Origin of the sequence: Patulibacter sp. NPDC049589, assembly GCF_040675535.1 — a bacterium.
Taxonomy (GTDB): Bacteria; Actinomycetota; Thermoleophilia; order Solirubrobacterales; family Solirubrobacteraceae; genus Patulibacter.
This window is the reverse complement of sequence record NZ_JBFAPC010000001.1, coordinates 55,917-71,424: the sequence shown is the minus strand read 5'-3', so window position 1 is coordinate 71,424 and position 15,508 is coordinate 55,917. Positions and strand designations below refer to the sequence as shown.

Annotated in this window: 14 protein-coding genes; 9 read left to right on the top strand and 5 right to left on the bottom strand. The window is 74.4% G+C overall.

Annotated features, from left to right (window positions below; translation table 11 throughout):
• Window positions 1-38: 38 nt before the first annotated feature.
• The 7 genes from AB0L40_RS00290 to AB0L40_RS00260 all read left to right on the top strand — a co-directional run bounded on the left by AB0L40_RS00290 (window position 39) and on the right by AB0L40_RS00260 (window position 8,165).
• Window positions 39-1,199: an acyl-CoA dehydrogenase family protein gene (locus AB0L40_RS00290; RefSeq protein WP_364347455.1), complete on the top strand. Its 1,161-nt coding sequence runs from the start codon at window positions 39-41 to the stop codon at window positions 1,197-1,199.
• 74 nt (window positions 1,200-1,273) lie between these two features.
• Complete coding sequence (locus AB0L40_RS00285) at window positions 1,274-2,401, top strand: helix-turn-helix transcriptional regulator (protein WP_364347452.1); 1,128 nt, start codon at window positions 1,274-1,276, stop codon at window positions 2,399-2,401.
• Window positions 2,401-3,510 carry a LuxR C-terminal-related transcriptional regulator gene (locus AB0L40_RS00280; RefSeq protein WP_364347449.1) on the top strand — a complete coding sequence of 370 codons (1,110 nt, stop codon included), beginning with the start codon at window positions 2,401-2,403 and terminating at the stop codon, window positions 3,508-3,510. The genes AB0L40_RS00285 and AB0L40_RS00280 overlap by 1 nt, the downstream gene beginning before the upstream one ends.
• A 207-nt stretch (window positions 3,511-3,717) precedes the next feature.
• Complete coding sequence (locus AB0L40_RS00275) at window positions 3,718-4,572, top strand: hypothetical protein (protein ID WP_364347446.1); 855 nt, start codon at window positions 3,718-3,720, stop codon at window positions 4,570-4,572.
• The gene (locus tag AB0L40_RS00270) at window positions 4,569-6,011 is read left to right on the top strand and encodes an FAD-dependent monooxygenase (protein ID WP_364347443.1); all 1,443 of its coding nucleotides are present in this window, start codon (window positions 4,569-4,571) and stop codon (window positions 6,009-6,011) included. Before AB0L40_RS00275 ends, AB0L40_RS00270 begins: the two co-directional genes overlap by 4 nt.
• Before the next feature lie 50 nt (window positions 6,012-6,061).
• Window positions 6,062-7,087, top strand: a complete 1,026-nt coding sequence (locus tag AB0L40_RS00265) for a helix-turn-helix transcriptional regulator (protein ID WP_364347440.1) — start codon at window positions 6,062-6,064, stop codon at window positions 7,085-7,087.
• Window positions 7,077-8,165 (top strand): helix-turn-helix transcriptional regulator, encoded by a 1,089-nt coding sequence (locus tag AB0L40_RS00260; protein ID WP_364347437.1) that lies wholly within the window; start codon window positions 7,077-7,079, stop codon window positions 8,163-8,165. The genes AB0L40_RS00265 and AB0L40_RS00260 overlap by 11 nt, the downstream gene beginning before the upstream one ends.
• A gap of 110 nt (window positions 8,166-8,275) precedes the next feature.
• Here AB0L40_RS00260 and AB0L40_RS00255 read toward each other — a convergent pair whose 3' ends face one another.
• The 5 genes from AB0L40_RS00255 to AB0L40_RS00235 form a co-directional block, all read right to left on the bottom strand.
• Window positions 8,276-8,713, bottom strand: a complete 438-nt coding sequence (locus tag AB0L40_RS00255) for a DUF3237 domain-containing protein (protein WP_364347434.1) — start codon at window positions 8,711-8,713, stop codon at window positions 8,276-8,278.
• Window positions 8,714-8,732: 19 nt separating this feature from the next.
• On the bottom strand, window positions 8,733-9,056 hold the full coding sequence (locus tag AB0L40_RS00250) for a 2Fe-2S iron-sulfur cluster-binding protein (RefSeq protein WP_364347431.1): 324 nt from the start codon (window positions 9,054-9,056) through the stop codon (window positions 8,733-8,735).
• A 76-nt stretch (window positions 9,057-9,132) separates the two neighbouring features.
• Window positions 9,133-10,392, bottom strand: a complete 1,260-nt coding sequence (locus AB0L40_RS00245) for an FAD-dependent oxidoreductase (RefSeq protein ID WP_364347429.1) — start codon at window positions 10,390-10,392, stop codon at window positions 9,133-9,135.
• Complete coding sequence (locus tag AB0L40_RS00240; protein WP_364347426.1) at window positions 10,389-11,714, bottom strand: cytochrome P450; 1,326 nt, start codon at window positions 11,712-11,714, stop codon at window positions 10,389-10,391. Before AB0L40_RS00240 ends, AB0L40_RS00245 begins: the two co-directional genes overlap by 4 nt.
• 202 nt (window positions 11,715-11,916) lie before the next feature.
• A complete protein-coding gene (locus AB0L40_RS00235; protein WP_364347423.1) occupies window positions 11,917-12,894 on the bottom strand; it encodes a zinc-binding dehydrogenase in 978 nt (325 codons plus the stop codon).
• Between the two features lie 250 nt (window positions 12,895-13,144).
• Here AB0L40_RS00235 and AB0L40_RS00230 point away from each other — a divergent pair, with 250 nt between their 5' ends.
• Both AB0L40_RS00230 and AB0L40_RS00225 read left to right on the top strand, forming a co-directional pair.
• Window positions 13,145-14,311: a LuxR C-terminal-related transcriptional regulator gene (locus tag AB0L40_RS00230; protein WP_364347420.1), complete on the top strand. Its 1,167-nt coding sequence runs from the start codon at window positions 13,145-13,147 to the stop codon at window positions 14,309-14,311.
• Window positions 14,308-15,420, top strand: a complete 1,113-nt coding sequence (locus AB0L40_RS00225) for a LuxR C-terminal-related transcriptional regulator (RefSeq protein ID WP_364347417.1) — start codon at window positions 14,308-14,310, stop codon at window positions 15,418-15,420. The genes AB0L40_RS00230 and AB0L40_RS00225 overlap by 4 nt, the downstream gene beginning before the upstream one ends.
• Window positions 15,421-15,508 lie beyond the last annotated feature (88 nt).

The window sequence follows — 15,508 nt, the reverse complement described above, 5'->3', positions numbered from 1 at the left end:
CGCCCATCTGAGCACGACCACCACACCACGAGGAGATCATGAAGCGCACGATCCACGAGCCCGATCACGACGCCCTGCGGGAGTCCTATGCGGGCTTCCTGCAGCGCGAAGTCGCTCCGCTGTACGACACCTGGGAGACCGCCGGCTGCATCGACCGTGCGGTCCTGCGCAAGGCCGGCGAAGCGGGGTTCCTCGGCCTGCAGGTCGGCGAGGAGCACGGCGGCGCGGGCACCGACGACTTCCGCTTCAACGCTGTCATCGCCGAGGAGGGCTACTCCCGCGGCCTGGCGGGCTTCGCGATGGCCGTCCAGATCCAGAACGACGTGGTCCTGCCGTACCTGACGGAGCTCACGACGCAGGCCCAGAAGGACCGCTGGCTGCCCGGCGTCGTGTCGGGCGAGCTGATCACGGCCATCGCGATGTCCGAGCCGGGTGCCGGGTCAGACCTCGCGCACCTCCAGACCCGCGCGGTACGCGACGGCGACGAATACGTCGTCAACGGTGCGAAGACCTTCATCACGAACGGCTTCAACGCCGACCTGGTCGTGGCGGCCGTGCGCACCGGTGATTCCGGGTCCCACCGCGACATCAGCGTGCTGGTGATCGAGGCCGACACCCCCGGCTTCTCGCGCGGACGCAACCTCGACAAGCTCGGGCTGCACTCGCAGGACACCGCGGAGCTGTTCTTCCAGGATCTGCGTGTCCCGGTGGAGAACCTGATCGGCGAGGAGGGCCAGGGCTTCCGGTACATGATGCAGCGCCTCCCCCAGGAGCGGCTGACGATCGCGATCGCCGCGGCGTCCGCGGCGAAGGGCGCCGTCGACAGCACGCTGGCGTACGTCAAGGAGCGCACCGCGTTCGGCCGCCCCGTCGGCACGTTCCAGAACTCGCGCTTCGAGCTCGCCGCGTGCCACGGCGAGCTGCAGGTCACCCAGGCCCACGTCGACGCCGCGATCCTCGCGCACAACGCGAAGGACCTCTCCGCGGAGGACGCCGCGATCGCCAAGTGGTGGGCCACCGAGGCGCAGGGCCGCATCGTCGACCGGTGTCTCCAACTGCACGGCGGCTACGGCTACATGCTCGAGTACCCGATCGCCCGCTTCTACGCCGACGCCCGGATCAACCGGATCTACGGCGGGCCGAACGAGGTGATGCTGGAGATCGTCGGCCGCTCGCTCGGCCTCGCCGAGCCCCGCTGAGGCACGCGCGCGCCGGCCGACGGTCGTCGCCGCGGCCGTCGCCACCGCTCGTCCCGTGAGCGAAGATGCGTCGCATGGACGCCGCGACCGCCGCACACGACGCGCCGCTGACGCGTCAGGACGTCGACGACGTGGTCGCCCGCAGCGCCCGCGAGCGCGCGCGGGCCGCTGCCGTCCGCCGGACCATCTCGGGGACCGGCGACGGCGACCTGATCGCGGTGACGCGGCACGTCCGGGAGCGACTCCGGGCACCCGAGGTCCCTGACGCGTGGATCGACGCGTACGCCCGACTCGTGCGCGAGCGGCGGGCCGTCGACGCGCACGACGACCACGTCCGGCGCGTCGTCCGCGCCGGCGTCCGCGATGCCATCGGCGTGCTCCGCGGCGCGCCGACCTCCTGGAGCCTCGTCGACGGGGCGGCGCGGGCGGTCTGCGACGCCGGCGGGTTCACGCGCTCGATGGTCTCGGCGGTGCGCGGGTCGCGCTGGGTGCCGCTGGTGGTGCACACCCGCGACGACCTCGACCCGAAGGCCGAGGCGTTCCGGTCGTTCGTCGGCGAGCACGTCGAGATCCCGTTGGCGAGCATGCTCGGCGAGACCGAGATGGTCCGTCGGCGGACCGCGCTGCGCTTCGACGACCCGGTCCACGACCGGCGCACCTTCAAGCCGATCATCCGCGCGGCCGGATCACCGGCCTACGCCGCGGCGCCGATCGTGGTGGGGACCCGCACCCTGGGGTTCCTGCACATCGACCGCGTCGGGCAGGACCAGCCGATCACGGAGGACGACCGGCTGGCGGTCGGCGCGTTCGCCGCGGACCTCGGGTGGCTGTTCGATCGGGCCTCCTCGGAGGAGGCGCTCGCCCGGCGCGCCGAGGAGATCGAGCGGGCGATCGACGCGGCCCGCGCCGCCCTCGCCCCGCTACGGGACCCGGGGGACGACCGGGTGATCGGCGAGACCGCGCGAGACCACGGCGCGGCGACGGACGACGCTCCGGCGGGACGCGACGCGCTGCTCACCGCACGCGAGCGCGAGATCCTCGAGCTCGTCTCCGACGGCGCCACCAACTGGGCGGTCGCCGAGCGCCTGACGCTGTCCGAGGAGACCGTCAAGACGCACATGCGCACGATCCGGCGCAAGCTGCACGTCAAGAGCCGCGGCGCTGCGGTCGCCCGGTTCCGCCGGCTGCGCGGGAGCGGCTGATGCGGGAGCCGACCACGCAGCGTCTGTTCACGGCGGTGAAGGCCGTGCTGGCGACCGCCGCGACGCACCTCGACGACCCTGCGCTGCCGACGCCGGCGACCCTCGATGCGGCGGAAGAGGCGCTCGGGCGGACGGTCGACGCGATCATCGGGGCGCTGGCCGCCGCCGACGCGGAGCGACGGGCCGACCTGCTGCGGTTGCTCGCCCGCGTGCTCCGTACCGAGGACCGCCTGCACCGGACGAGCGTCGCCGCCGGATCCCGACAGCGCGCGGCCGTCGAGCGCGGCCTCGAGGCGCTGCGCGGTTGCGGGTCGACGGACGAGCTCGTCCGGAGCGCCGCTCCGATCGCGCTCGCGGCGTGTCAGGCGGAGCGCGTCGTCCTCTCGCGCGTCCGCGATGACGTCTGGTCGCCCTGGCAGGTCGCGGCCGAGGCCCCGGCCGCCGCGACGCACCGCCCCGGCCGCCGCCACCCCGTGGCCCTGGACGACCTGCCCCGGGAGCGCCGTGTCGTCCGAACCGCGAGCGTCGTCCGCGAGGTCGTGGGGCCGGACGAGCACGGGTGCACGGTCGTCGTCGTGACGGCACCGATCGTCGTCGACGGCGCCGTCCTCGGCATCCTGGAGGCCGAGCTCGCCCCGGCGGTCGTGGACAGGTCCACCGATGCTGTGGTGCAGCGACTCGGGGACGCGCTCGGGCGCGCGTTCGAGGTGCTCGCCGTCCGCGACCGGCTGGCGGCGCAGGAGGACGTGGCGATGCGCCTTCGCGGTGCGCTGGCCCCGCGGGCCCCCAGCGGGCCGGGCCCCGCCGACGAGCTGCCGACCGCGGCGGTGGGTGCCCGTCCCGTCACGGTCGTGCCGGCGGGCGCCGCGGACCGCTCGGCCCTGCTGTCCGCGCTGACTCCCCGCCAGCGCGAGACGCTGGAGCTGATGGCGTTGGGACTGTCCAACGCCGAGATCGCCGAGCGGCTCGTCGTCGGCGTGCCGACGGTCAAGAGCCACGTCACCGCGATCCTCCGCGCGGCCGGGGCGCTGAACCGCGTCGAGGCGATCAAGCGGTACCTCGACGGAGAGCCGCCCTCCATGGGCGGGGCCGACGCGCCCCCGCCGTGAGGCCCTCCGGGCGTCGCCGCACGGGACCTCCTCCGCGTCGCCGGGCGAGGGACGCGGGGAGCTCGTGCGCCGCCCCGCGAGGTTCCGACCATCTGGCGGGTCGGATACCCAGAAGGACTGAGGCCACTTCGACCTGCGGGTGCAAGGGTGACCCTCGTCACTCCCCGCGCACCGTTGCGCCCGACGCGGAAAGCCGCAGGTCCACCGATGGCCACGCCCACCGACGCCCATCCCGTTCCCCCGCCCCCATCGTCTCCCGCCGGACCGCCCGAACGCGCCACGACCGCGAGCGCGCCCCTCTTCAGCGCGTCGGCGCGCCACCGCGTCGAGGTCTTCTCCGTCGTCTGCGGACCGATCTTCACGGTCTGCGCCACCGTCGGGTGGGTGATCCTCGCCCAGGGACTGCTCCCCTTCGATCCATCCCTGAGCGCGGATGCGCTCGCCGCCGCCTACGCCGAGCACCACTCCGGGATCGTCCTCGGGTGCACGATCATGCTGATCGGCTGCGGCTTCCTGACCTTCTGGATCGCGCAGCTCGGCGTGATGCTCTGGACGCTGGAGGGCCGCCGGCCGGTCCTGGCGATCACCCAGATGCTGGGCGGGCTGGGCGTCGTCGCGTTCGTGTCGTCCGCCTGCTGCCTGTGGATCGGCGCGGCCTACCGCCCGGACGCCGCGCCCGGCGTCGTGGTGGCGCTCAACGACGCCGGGTGGTTCACCTTCGTGCTCACCTGGCCGGGCCTCTCGGTGCAGCTCGTCGCCGCGGGGCTCGTCGTCCGGGCCGCCCGCGATCGTCCCGACCGCCTCGCCCCGGGATGGGTCGGCACCTACTGCTTCGTCAGCGCCGCGGTGATCGCCCTCGTCGCCCTCCCCGCCTTCACGAAGACCGGCCCGTTCGCCTGGAACGGCGTGCTCGGCTACTACGTCCCGCTGATCATGTGGGGCATCTCGTTCGAGATCCTCTCGTGGTCCATGCTGCAGACCCTGCGCCGGCGCGCGGCCGGCGGCGCGGAGCCCGCCGCGGCGGCCTCGGTGGCGGCGGTCGCCGCGGGGAGCGCGTCGTGACCCGCGTCGAGCACGCCGACGTCGTCATCGTCGGCGCGCGCTGCGCCGGGACCGCCGCCGCGGTCCCGCTGGCCCGCGCCGGCCACGACGTGATCGTCGTCGACAAGGCGCGATTCCCCGCCGACACCATGTCGACCCACGTCCTCGTCCCCAACGGCGTGCAGGAGCTGCAGCTGATGGGCGCCCTGCAGAAGATCCTCGCCCTGAACCCCTCGAGGACGCGCTACCTGACCCTCCACGACGGTGACGTCCAGATCTGCGAGCGCTTCCGGCCGTTCTCCGGCATCGACTACGGACTCTGCATCCCGCGGGACCAGCAGGACGTCCTCCTCGTCGAAGCGGCCCGCGACGCGGGCGCCGACGTCCGCGAGCGCACGGCGATGCAGGAGGTCCTCTGGCGCGACGGCCGGGCCGCCGGCGTGCGCTGCCGGACCCGCGAGGGCGAGTACGAGATCCACGCGAAGCTCGTGATCGGCGCCGACGGCCGCAAGTCCCGCGTCGCCGCGGAGGTCGACGCCTGGACGCCGTACCGCGCGTCGAGGAACGGGCGCGGCTTCGCGTTCCGCTACCTCGACGACCCCCTCGGCGACGACGCCCCCAGCGCCTTCCAGATCTTCCGCGCCCACGGCAACCAGGTCCTGGTGCTGCCCTCGTGCCCGGCCGGCCGCACCCTCGTGGCGAACATGTGCGACGCGGCGGACATCCCGCGCTTCCGGGCCGATCCCGAGGCCTCGTGGGCGGCGCTGCTGAACGGCGACCCGGCCCTGAAGGAGCGCGTCGGCGGCGCCGAGAACCTGAGCAGGATGCGCACCACGGACGACCTGTCGTCGTACTACCGCGTCTCCAGCGGTCCCGGCTGGGCGCTGGCCGGGGACGCCGGCCACTTCAAGGACCCCGTCACCGGCAACGGCATGCGCGACGCGCTCAAGCACGGACGCCTGCTCGGAGAGTCCGCCGCGACGACGCTGCACGACGCCGCCGACCTCGACGTCGCCCTGCGCGACTGGGAGCGCCACCGCGACCGGGACACGATCTCGACGTACCACTGGGGCAACCGCGAGTCGCGGCCCGGACCGTCCAGCCCGCTGGTCCGCGAGGTCATGCGGACCTTCGCCGGGAGCGAGGCCCCGAACCTGTCGGACACGTTCAACCGCGCCCGTCCCATCGAGGCGATCATCAGCCCCGCCCGGATGCTGCGCGGCCTCGTCGCGGCGCTCCGCGCCCCCGGCGCCGACCGCACCGCGATCCTCCGCGAGGTCTGGACCGAGCTGCCGATGGAGATCTCCGCGCGGCGCCACCGGCTGCTCGACGGCTTCCGCTCCACGCGGCCGACCGCCACCGAGCGCGACGGCTGGGACGTGGGTACCCCTCCGGGGCCGCCCTCGCGGCGTCCCGCGGCGGCGAGTCCCGAGACCCCCGAGACCGCGCTCGCGCGCTGATCATCCAACCGACGATCCCCGTTGGCGGCACGGGCACGAGCCGTACCCCGATGCGCGAGCACGACGACCCTGTGCCGCGCGGCGTCCTCGCCCGCGAGCCGTCGCGGACGACGGCGACGACGTACGACGCGATCGCCGCCGCGATCCGCCGGCTCGAGCCGGCGTCGCGGGCGCGAGCGCTGTCGCGGAGGACGACGGCGCTCCGACGCATCCGGGATGCGGTGGACGTCCTCTCCGAGGCCTCCACTCCCGGAGCGATGATCCGGGCGGCGGCGCCCGCGCTCTGCGACGCCTGCGGGTTCGAGCGCGTGATGATCTCCGACGTCCGGGGATCGCGGTGGGCCCCGCACGTGATGTACGCCCGGACCAGCGAAGGCCACATCGCGAACGCGGCCTTCGACCGACTCGTCACCGGATCCGAGATCCCCCTCCGAGGCCAGACGCTCGAGCTCGGCCTGTTCCGGCGTCGCGAGCCCGCGCTGATCGCCGATCCCCGCGCCGACGAGCGCATCTTCCGGCCGCTGGTGACGGTCGCCCGATCCGACGGCTTCGTCGCCGCACCCCTGGTGACCAGCACCGGGGTGATCGGCTTCGTCCACGCGGACGCGTTCGGCTCCGGCCGCGAGCTCACCGCGAACGACCGGGAGAACGTCCGGGCCTTCGCCGACGCCCTGAGCCTGGAGTTCGAGCGCCTCGTCCTGTCGTTGCGCCTGCGCACGCAGCACGAGCTCGCCCGCGAGGCGTTCCGGCACGCCTCGGCGGCCGGTGGCACGCCGGGTGTTGGGCGGTTCCGCGCCCCCGACCGCCTCCACCGTACGACGGCCGGGCCGGCACCGGTCGCGGTCGCGACACCGGGATCGCCGCTGTCGGCGCGCGAGGTGGAGGTGCTGACCTGGATCGCGACGGGGGCGACGAACGGCGAGATCGCCGAACGCCTCGTGATCGCGGAGGGCACCGTCAAGTCGCACGTGAAGCGCATCATGCGCAAGCTCGGAACGACGACGCGGTCCGCCGCGGTCTCCCGGTACTACCTCCTGTCCGCGGCGGGACGCGTCGGCGGCCGAGATGCGTCCTGACCGGTACGGAGCCGAGTCGCCCGCACCGCGCGACGGAGCGGCGCCCCGCGATCTGCTGCGCCGGATCGACCTCGCGGAGCAGGCACTCGCGGACCTGATCGGCGGTCCGCCCGGTCCGCTCGCCGTCACCGCCCCCGGCACTCCGGGCCCGGCGGAGCGAGTGTCGGAGCTCCTGGGGACCTGCGCCGAGCGGCTCCGGCAGACCGACGGCGCGGACGCGGGTCCCGAGATCGCGCTCGGCCCGGTGATCGCCGAGCTGGTCGATCTCGGGTACGCGATCGCCGACGCCGACCTGCGACGTCAGGAGCGCATGCTCGCCGCGTGCACCGCTGCCCTCGCCGAGCTGCGCGAGACCTCGTCGTCGACAGCCCTCGTCGACGCCGTCTGCGCAGTGGTGGCACGACGCCTCGGCTACCGCCACGTGTCCCTGGTGGCCTGCGACGGCGACGATCCCGTCACGCTCGCCAGCCACGACGCTCCGGCTGCGCGACAGGGGCGCGCCGGGCGCCGGGCCGGTGCGCCGTCGCGCCCGCCGGGGGCGGCGGGGCTCCCGTCCCGCCGGGAGGTCATCGCCCGCGTGCGCGGGCACGGCGCGGACCTCGGGTCCATCGTGGCGGTGCTCCACCCCGAGCGCGACGCGTCGGTCCAGATCGATCGGGACGTCCTCACCCAGTTCGCCGACGGGTTCGGGAGGATCTACGCGCAAGCGGTGCTGCGCGAGCGGCTCGCCGAGCAGCGGGACCTGCTCCGGTCGGTGTGCTCGACGGTGCAGGACGCGGCCGCCGGCCTCGACGAGCCGATCGCCGATCTGCACGCCGGAGCCGGCGACGGAACGACCAAGGACGTCCGCGAGCGTGCCCGGACCGCCGCGGCCCGGGCACGGATGGCTCGCCTCACCGACCGGCAGGCGGAGATCATGGAGCTGATCGCCGCGGGAGCCACGAACGCGGAGGTCGCCCGTCGCTGCGCGATCCACGAGGACTCGGCCAAGCGGCACCTCGCGCAGATCCTTCGCCGGCTGGGGGCCACCAACCGCCTCGAGGCCATCGCGATGCACTACGAGGCGAACGACCGCTGACCCCGTGCCGCTGCGCGCAGAACCGTCCTCGGGGCGTCACGGTCCGCGCCGCCGTCGTGGCTCCGAGGGGCCCCCGGCGAGGGCGCGCACCGGGGCGGCTACGCCGACCGTCAGCGGACCCGGTGCGCTCGGCACTCGAGCGCGCCGGGGACGACGTGGCCGTCCGCCACGTAGACCTCCCGCTCGAGCCAGCGGTAGCGGGCGTCGTCGGTGCGGAAGCGCGGCGACACCCGCAGCCGCTGGTCCCCGAAGCCGGTCATCGTCCGCGTCGCCAGCGCGTGCTCGACGGCGGCGTTGAGCTCCAGGATCCCGGCGCAGCTCGCCGCGATCCGCACGCCGTCGTCGGTCAGCAGCGTGCCGTGCAGGTCCACGCGCGCGAGGCCGTCGGCGTCGGCGACCAGGAACCCCGGGGAGCGTGGTCGGATCGTGCCGTGCACGCCGTCGCCGTCGACGCGGCCCCCGGACACCCCGAGGATCGCGCGGGCGCCGAACGCCCGCGGCCCGACCGCCATCAGGGTCGCCGAGTCGATGCGCGGGACGAGGTCCACGCGCATCGTCAACACCGGTTCAGCCCTGGTTCTCGGGGACGACGACCCGCAGGCCGTCGGCCGCCGCGGTGACGACGAGCTGGCACGAGAGGCGCGAGTTCGGCTGCACCTCGTCGAGGAACTCGAGCAGCTCCCACTCCTCCTCCGACGCCGCGCCGAAGAGCTCGCGGAACGCCTCGTCGACGTAGACGTGGCAGGTGGCGCACGAGCACGAGCCGCCGCACTCCGCGACGATCCCGGGCAGGTTGTTCGCGATGGAGCCGTCCATCACGCTCAGGCCGTCCTTGACCTCGACGGTCGCCTCCGAGCCGTCGCCGGCCTGGACGTAGGTGATCATCGGCACGGGGCGGACTCCTCTGCGGGGACGGTGGGAACGGCGGGGACGCCGCGGCGGGCGCCGGCGGCGGGGAGCGGACGCCTCACGCGGACGCGGCCGGCTCGGGGACGGACAGCACGACGTCCTTGAGCTTCACGTCGACGTCGGCGAGCCGCGCGACGTCGACGCGGTCGCCGCGCTGGATCAGCTTCTTGCCGGCCATGAACTCGGCGGGGGCGTTGGCGGACTCGACCGCGCGGACGACGTCCCCGTCGAGATGGAAGAGCGTGAACCGCCCCGACGCCGGGTCGCCGCGCACGACGGCCGGACGGTCGCCGCGGAGGAGGCCCGCGATCTTCAGCTTCAGGTCGAACTGGTCGGACCAGAACCACGGCACGTCGGCCGCGGGGACGTCCCGCCCGACGATGACGTGGGCGGCCTGCTTCGCCTGCTCCGTCGCGCTCGGGATGCTCTCCATCCGGACGAGCTCCCCCGCCCCGCCCAGCGGCCGGCGGGTCACGTCGCCGATCGCGAGGATCGCCGGGTCCGCCGTGCGGGTCTCCGCGTCGACGAGGATCCCGCCCTCGCAGGCCAGGCCGGCCGCGCGGGCGAGGTCGTCGCGGGGGACCGCCCCGACGCCGACGAGCGCGACGTCGCACGGGACCTCTCGGCCGTCGGCGAGCACCACGGCGCGGACCGCGCCGTGCTCGTCGCCGGCGAACGACGCCACGTCCGCGCCGGTCTCCACGACCGTGCCGTGGCGCTCGTGGTGGGCGCCGAGGATCGAGGAGAGCTCCGGGCTGGCGACGCGGGCCAGCACGCGGTCCTCGCGCTCCAGCACGGTCACCTCGAGCCCCTGGGAGCGGGCGACGGCCGCGACCTCCAGGCCGACGTAGCCGCCGCCGACGATCACGAGCCGGCGGCCGGGCCGCAGGCCGTCGCGCAGCGCCCGCGCGTCGTCGAGCGTCCGCAGGCTGAGGACGCCCGCGAGGTCCGCGCCGGGCACCTCGAGCCGGCGCGGGGCCGCGCCGGTCGCGAGGACGAGGGTCCCGTAGGCCAGCTCGCTCCCGTCGTCCAGGCGGACGGTGCGCGCGTCGCGGTCGATCGCCACGACCTCCGCGCCGAGCCGCAGCGCGATGTCCTGCTCCGCGTAGAACGGCGCCGGCTTCAGCGGCTGCTCGAGCTCGTCGCCGTGGAACTTCTTCGACAGCGGCGGCCGGTGGTACGGGGCGTCGGCCTCGTGGCCGACGAGGGTCACGGGGGCGGCGTGACCGAGCTGCCGGAGCAGCCCGACGAGCGTCCCGCCCCCGTGGCCGCCCCCGACGACGACCACGGCCCCGGGGTCGGTGTGCTCCGCCGTCACTTCAGCTCCAGCTTGACCGGCAGGTTCTTCACGCCGCCGACGAAGTTCGTCTGCACGACCTTGCGCTCGCCGGTGACCTCGCCGCTCACGATGTGCGGGAGGAGCTCCTCGAACATGACCCGCAGCTCGAGCTTCGCGACGTGCTGCCCGATGCACATGTGCGGGCCGTAGCCGAACGCGATGTGCTTGTTCGGGCGACGGGTGGAGTCGAAGGTCTCGTAGTCCTCGAACACCTCCGGGTCGCGGTTGGCGGCCTGGTAGAGCGTCAGGAGGCGGTCGCCCTTCTTGATCTTCTGCCCGCGCAGCTCGTAGTCCTCGAGCGCCTGGCGGGTGAACTGCTTGACCGGGGACGTCCAGCGGATCGCCTCGTTGACGAAGTTCGGGATCCCGGACGGGTCCTCCTGGAGCGCCTTGAGCTGCTCCGGGTGCTCGAGCAGCGCCTGGATCCCCGTGGTGAGCGTGGCCGACGTCGTGTCGTGCCCGGCCGTCGCGATCGCGACCAGGTAGCCGTAGGCGACCTCCTTGGGCAGGTACTCACCGTCCTCGCCCCGCGCGACCGAGACGATCGTCGCGAGGTCGTCGGTCGGATTCGCGCGCCGGTCCTCGACGATCGCGTCGAAGTACGCGTAGAAGTCCTGGATCGTCGCGACCCACTGCTTCGCGGCGGCGTCCGGGGAGAGCTCGACGTCGTCGCGCTTCTGGTCCGGGTCCGCCGTCCCGAAGAAGTCCTGCGTCAACGCCATCATCCGCGGCTCGTCCTCCTCGGGGACGCCGCAGAGCGTCATGATCACGTGCAGCGGGTAGAAGATCGCCCAGTCCTTGATGAGGTCCAGCTCACCCGCGGCGGCCTTCTCCCGGAGGTCGGCGACCGACTCCTTCGCGAGCTCGCGGACACGGTCCTCCCACTGCTTGAGGTTCGCGGGGCGGAACCAGTCCAGCGCGATGTTCTTGACAGAGGTGTGCTCCGGCGGGTCGAGGTAGGTGAGCGTCTCGAGCACCCGGAAGCTGCCGCCCGTGAGCTGCTTGGTGAACTCCTCGCCCGCCTGGTTGACGACGATCGGGTTGTGCGCACCCTTGTTCTCGCCGCCGCCGTTGGTGAAGATCTGCGGCTGCTTCTCGACCTCCTGGATGTCGGCGTGCTTCGTGACGAGCCAGAGCGGGTCGTAGCCCTCGACGTGCGCCTGGGCCAGCGGGGCGTTCTCGAGCAGCCAGTCGTACGCCGCGTAGAGCTTCGTCTCGTCGCGGTGCCCCTCGGGCAGGACGATCTGCTTCGCGATCTCGTCGGGGACGATCGCGTTCTCGGACTTGGTGACGGTGCTCATCCGGGGTGACTCCTGCTTCTGCGAGGGCGTTCCCGGGACCCCGGCCGACGAGCACGTCTCGTCGGCGGTCGGGGGCCCGGTGATGGAGCCGTAGTCTCGGCGGAGGCCCCGGCGACGGATGCGCCTCACCGGGGGATGTTCGTCTACCGGTGGGGGGAGTCCCATCCGGCGGGGGCACCCCGACGGACGGGCCGGCCGGCCCTCATCCGGTGGTGAGGACGACCTTGCCGCGGTGCCCGCCGCCCTCCAGCAGCGCCTGCGCGTCGGCCGCGCGATCCAGCGGAAGCTCCGTCCCGACGACCGGCCGCCAGCCCGGCATCCGGTCGACCAGGCCGAGCATCGCGCGGAAGTCCCGCGGGCTCCCCATCGTGGTGCCGAGCAGGCTGTACTGCCCGAAGTAGAACGGCCGGATCGACACGTCGGCGTGCTCCGCGGCGTTGGCCCCGAAGCTCACCAGTCGCCCGCCGGGGCGCAGCGTCGCGATCCCGTCCGCCCACGCGCCGACCGGGTCGACGACGAGGTCGAAGCCCTCGCCTCCGGCCTCGTCGCGGGCCGCCTGCGGCCAGCCCTCGTCGGTGTAGAGCACGCCGCCCGCGGCGCCCAGCGCGACCGCCTGGTCGATGCCGGCCTGGGACGACGACGTCACCGTGACGCGCGCCCCGGCCCGGTCGGCGAACGCGACGAGGAACGTCGCGACGCCACCGCCCGCGCCGAGGATCAGCACCCGCTCGCCGGCCCGGAGCCCGCCGCGCCCGAAGAGCGCCCGGTGCGCCGTGACGCCCGCGAGCGGCAGCGCCGCGGCCTCGGCCCACGACAGCGCACGGGGCTTGGGGAAGACGTTCTCCTCCGGCACGGCGACGAGCTCCGCGTACGTCCCGTCGACGCGGTCGCCCAGGATCTCGAACCGCGTGCCCGGCGCCTCCTGCCCGTCGCCCCACCAGAGGGACGGCAGGATCACGACCTCCTCCCCCGTGTCGCGGCGCACCCCCGCGCCGTCGGCCCCGGGGACCAGCGGCAGCGGCGCCGGGTAGCGGCCCTGCCGCACCAGGCAGTCGTGCCAGTTCAGCGCGGCCGCCCGCAGCTCGACGAGCACCCACCCGTCCGGGACGACCGGGTCCGGCGCCTCCTCGAACACCAGCTCGTCCAGCCCGCCGTACCCGTGCAACCGCACCGCCTGCATCGCCCGCTCCCCCGCTCGCTGGTCGTGATCGGCGGCCGACCGGAGCCGCCGCGTCCCGGCGAGACTACGTGAACGATCGCTCACGCACGGGGCCCGGCGGTCCGGCGGCTCCGGGGCCCTCGGCCGGTCCCCGCGCCGACCCCGCTCCGACCCCTCGACGCCCGGGCTCGCAGAAAACCGTCGCCCTCCCCCGATGGGGGACGCGTATGGTGTGCCCTGTGAGACGCCGCACACTCCAGGGGGATCGCACATGGGAGCGATGACGACGGACGACCGCGCCGACGCGATCCAGCGGGAGATCTGGGCCGCCCTCAGCGCCTCGGGGGCCGCGACCCATCCGGTCGCCGGCGCGCCCGGCGGGGACGACGTCGCGCTCGCGCTGGCCCGCGAGCAGCTCGAGGCCCGGATCGCCGAGAACCCCGGCGCGTGGGGCGCCGACGCGCTCCTGCGGGCCTGCCGGCTGCTGAGCGACGTCGACGCGCTGCAGGCCGACCGCGAGGCCCACGCCGTGCGCCGGCGGCTCCGCGAGCTCGAGCGCGTCCAGGACGCCGTCGACGCGCTGCGTGCCCTGCCCGCGCCCGACGCGATCGACCGCGCCCCCGTCGAGCTCTGCCGCAGCTGCTCCTTCGGGCGCGGCATGATCTCGTCCGTCATCGGGTCGATGTGGCTGCCGCGGCGGCTGCACATCGAGCAGAACAGCGACGAGCACGCCGAGGAGTTCCGGGCGTTCGTCGAGTCCGCCCGCATCCCGCTCTCCCACACGCTGCTGGAGACCGACCTCGTCCGGCGCCGGATGGCGGCCCTCGTCACGGCCCCGCTGGACGACGGACGCACGTTCAAGGCGATCGTCCGGGCGTCGCACTCCTCGTCGTACGTGGTCGCGCCCATCACCTCGCGCGGACGGGCGATCGGCTTCCTCCACGCCGACCGCCGCGACGGCGACCAGCCGGTCACCGACATCGACCGCGACCGGATCGCGGCGTTCGCGTCGTGCTTCGGCCTGATCTACGAGCAGTCCGTCCTGCGCACCCGGCTCAAGGACCAGCTCGAGCGCTCCCGCGGAACGTTCGCCGCGGCCGAGTCGACCCTCGAGACGCTGGAGCGCTCCCGACTGGAGCTCGACGAGGCCGTGCTCGCCGCCGCGGAGGCCGCCGAGGCCGACGCCCGCTCGCGCATCTCGTCCGAGTCCTCCGCGATGCCGCGGATCGCGTCGGTCCTGACCGCCCGCGAGCGCGAGGTCCTGGGCCTGATGGCCGAGGGCGCCACGAACACCCGCATCGCGGAGCAGCTCGTGATCGCCGAGGGCACGGTCAAGTCCCACGTCAAGCACATCCTGCGCAAGCTCCACGCCCCCACGCGCGCCGCGGCGGTCGCCCGCTACGCCCACCTCTCGCAGCGGACGGAGCAGCACGCGTGAGCACCGCCGCACCCGCGGCGGTCCGCGCCCGCAACGCCGCCGACACCGCCCGCCAGCTCAACGACCTCGCCGGCCGGCTGCGCACCTGCGGCGTGGTCGTGCGCCCCTCCCGCGTGACCCCCGACGGGCTCCAGGCGGGCCTGGCGATGATCGACCAGGCGCTGGCCGGCGTCATGGAGCAGCTGCCGACGGCCGGCGCGAGCCGGCGCGCGCGGCTCGCGGCGATGACCGTCGAGCTGCACGACTGTCGGCGCAGCATCCGCGCGACCCGCATGGCCGGCCGCGGCCGGCCGGTCGACGCGATCAGCCAGGCGATCGGCCGCCTGCGCCGGGTCCGCTCGACGGCCGGGATCCTCGACCGCGTCTGCGCCGAGTCCGCCGAGGCGTGCGGCCTCTCGCGCGTCGCGCTGTCCGTCTTCTCGCACGGGGAGTGGAGCGTCCGGGGCGTCCACCCCGCCTCGGACGACGGGACGTCCCCGTGGAAGGACGGCCTGACCGAGTGGATGGTCTTCGAGTCCGGCACGCCGCGCCTCGTCGACGCCCGGCCGGCGCGGACGGGCGCCGACCCGATGGCCGGCGCCGCTCCCGGGGGCGACGAGTCCTACGTCGTCGTGCCGATCCAGGTGTCCTCCGGGGTGCTGGGGCTGCTCCGCGGCGACCACCACCCCTCCGACCGCCCGGTCGACGACGTCGACCGCGACCTGCTCGCGACGTTCGCGCGCGCCTTCGGCGACGTCTACGAGCGCAGCGCCCTGCTCGAGCGCCTCGAGCGCCAGCGCAAGGCCCTCGTGACGGCGTTCGAGGCCGAGCTCGACGCCGCCGACCGGCTCGTCGACGCGGAGTTCGACCTCTCCGAGGTCGAGCACGACGACCTCCTCCCCCGCGCGTCGGAGGACCACGGGGCGATCGACGAGCTGCTGACGCCGCGCGAGCGCGAGGTCGTCGCGCTGATCGTCGCCGGGGCCGCCAACGGCGCGATCGCCGAGCGCCTGGTGATCTCGACCGGGACGGTCAAGTCGCACGTCAAGCGGATCCTCCGCAAGCTCGGCGCGGCCAACCGCTCCGAGGCGATCTCGCGGTACCTCGAGCTCAAGCGCACCGGCGCCTGAGCGCCCGGACACCCGTCGCGGGGGCCGGTCACCCGGCCTGGCCCGGGGCCGGGACGGAGGTGAGTGCCTGCGGGTCGTACCCCCGTCG